This window comes from Variovorax sp. 01T439_2 (genome assembly GCF_056398445.1).
This window is the reverse complement of the sequence record NZ_JBFTPJ010000889.1, coordinates 1-2,455: the sequence shown is the minus strand read 5'-3', so window position 1 is coordinate 2,455 and position 2,455 is coordinate 1. Positions and strand designations below refer to the sequence as shown.

Below are 2,455 nucleotides of genomic sequence, written 5' to 3'. Positions count from 1 at the left end.
CGGCCAAGGCGGTCGAGGGCGTCGCGCCGCCGCCCACCATCAAGGCGAAGCGTGCCCCGGGCGCCAAGGTACTGCCCAGCGCCAAGCTCGACTTCGAGCGCCTGCGCGCCATGAACGCCGAGGTCAAGTACACGGCCGACCGCATCCGCAACGTGCGCGACGTGCCGCTCGACCGCGGCAGCGTGCAGGTCAAGCTGAACAACGGCGTGCTGACGCTCGATCCGCTCGACCTGGGCGTGGGCGGCGGCAAGCTGGCCGGCGCGATCCGCATCGACGGCGCGAAGGATCCGGCCGACATCCGCGCCTCGCTCGACCTGCGCGGCATGCAGCTCGCCCGGGTGTTTCCGAAGCTGGAGACCACGGGCAACAGCGTGGGCCGGCTCGACGGCCGCATCAACCTGTCGGGCGCCGGCAATTCCGTGGCCAACTGGCTCGGAGGCGCTTCCGGCGACGTCGCGGTGATTTCCGGGCACGGCCAGTTCGGCAACCTGCTGCCGGTCTTCGCGACGCTCGTGGGGGGCGACATCATCAAGTTCCTGCTGCGCGGCGACCGCAACGTCGAGCTGCGCTGCGCGGCCATGGCCTTCGACGTGAACAAGGGGCTGATGACCGGGCGCACCCTCGTGCTGGACACGACCAATGCCGTGTTCTATGCCACCGGCCAGGCCAACCTCGCGACCGAAACGCTCGACTTCGTGGTCCGCCCGGAGCCCAAGAGCAAGAACATCCTCTCGCTGCGCACGCCGCTGGTCATCGGCGGCACTTTCGGTTCGCCAACGGGCGGCGTCAAGGTGGTCCCGCTGGCAGGGCGCGGCCTGGCGGCGCTCGCGCTGGGCACCGTCAACCCGCTGCTGGGACTGGCCGCGACCATCGAGACCGGACCGGGGCAGGATTCGGACTGCAAGGGCGTGCTGTCGGAAGCGAATCGCCCGACCCCCGGAGCCCCCSCCAAGGGCGCCGCTCGGGCCAAGGGCGCCCGGCAGCCTTGAGAAGGGCGCTTCTTCAGGCCGGGCGCTGCGCGCACACGCTGCAGTGCGGATCGCGCGCGATCTTCAGCGTATCGAAGGCGGTGCGCCGCCCGTCGAACATCAGGAGCTTGCCCGCCAGCGACGGCCCGATTCCGGCGAGCAGCTTCAGCGCTTCGCTGGCCTGCAGCGTGCCGATGGTGCCGACCACCGGGCCGAACACGCCAAGCACCGCGCAGAGCGTTTCCTCGAAGGCCGCGTCGGGCGGAAAGATGCAGGCATAGCAGGGCGAGGCTTCGTCGCGCGTGTCGTACACGCTCAGCTGGCCGTCGAAGCGGATGGCGGCGCCCGCCACCAGCGGCTTGCCATGCGCCACGCAGGCGCGGTTGACGGCGTGCCGCGTCGCAAAGTTGTCGCAGCAGTCGACCACCACGTCCGCGGCCTCGACCAGGCGCGACAGCAGCGCCTCGTCGGCACGAAGGGCGTGCGTCTCGATGGCGATGTCGGGATTGATGGCGCGCATGGCCTCGGCGGCCGATTCGACCTTGAGCCGGCCCACGCGGTCGTTGGTATGGGCGACCTGGCGCTGCAGGTTGGTGAGGTCGACCTCGTCGTCGTCCACAAGGGCAATGTGCCCGACGCCGGCGGCCGCGAGATACAGCGCAACCGGGGAGCCCAGGCCGCCCGCGCCGATCACCAGCGCGTGGCCGGCACTGACGCGCGCCTGCCCGTCGATGCCGAACTCTTCGAGAAGAATGTGCCGCGAATAGCGCAGCAGGTCGTGATCGTCCATGCGCGCTCCGGGCCGCCTTGGTGGCAGCGCGGCTTCAGTTTTCCTTCTTTTCTTCCTTGTTCTCGACGATGACCTGGGTCTTGCTCACGAGCACCGGCTGGCCCTTGAGGCGGTTGAGCGCCTGCACCAGCGGGAAGTCCTTGTCGGTGCCGAACTCGGGCACCTTGCGGTCCTGCGGCGGCTTCTTGGCTTCTTCCTCGAGGCGCTTGCGGGCTTCGTCGCGGGCCTTTTCGCGTTCCGGGTCCTTCGTTTCGGGGCCCTGGCCGCTGGCCAGGTGCTTTTCGAGGTCGGCCTCGCGCATGCGCAGGGCGGCAAACGGGCTGCCTTCTGCGCTTTCGTCGATCAGCACGTTGGGCACGATGCCCTTGGCCTGGATCGAGGTACCGCTCGGCGTGTAGTAGCGCGCCGTGGTGATCTTGAGGCCCGTGTCCGGTCCGAGCGGGCGCACCGTCTGCACCGAGCCCTTGCCGAAGGTCTGGCTGCCCATGATGGTGGCGCGCTTGTGGTCCTGCAGCGCGCCGGCCACGATCTCGCTCGCGGAGGCCGAGCCTTCGTTCACCAGCACCACCAGCGGCACGGTCTTGAGCGCCGCGGGCAGGTTGCGCAGCGGATCGCTGCCGGTGCGGCGCTGGTAGAACTCGGGCGCCGCCTTGTAGACGGACTTGCTCTCGGCCAGCTGGCCGTCGGTCGACACCAC

General features: G+C 69.7%; 3 protein-coding genes. 1 reads left to right on the top strand and 2 read right to left on the bottom strand.

Going from position 1 to position 2,455, the window contains the following annotated elements; genetic code table 11:
- Window positions 1–989, top strand: a 989-nt coding sequence (locus tag AC1DOC_RS29335; protein WP_478131087.1) for an AsmA family protein, incomplete at its 5' end; no start/stop codon positions are given.
- Window positions 990–1,002: 13 nt separating this feature from the next.
- On the opposite strand, the gene AC1DOC_RS29330 is transcribed toward AC1DOC_RS29335, so the two are convergent.
- Together AC1DOC_RS29330 and AC1DOC_RS29325 are read right to left on the bottom strand one after the other, a co-directional pair.
- Entirely contained in the window at window positions 1,003–1,758 is a 756-nt protein-coding gene (locus AC1DOC_RS29330) for a HesA/MoeB/ThiF family protein (protein ID WP_478081307.1), read from the bottom strand.
- Window positions 1,759–1,792: 34 nt separating this feature from the next.
- Window positions 1,793–2,455, bottom strand: a 663-nt coding sequence (locus AC1DOC_RS29325) for a S41 family peptidase (protein ID WP_478131086.1), incomplete at its 5' end; no start/stop codon positions are given.

Excerpts from the sequence above, each read along its gene's own strand:
- AC1DOC_RS29330 (WP_478081307.1), bottom strand. The coding sequence starts at position 1,758 with ATGGACGATCACGACCTGCTGCGCTATTCGCGGCACATTCTTCTCGAA.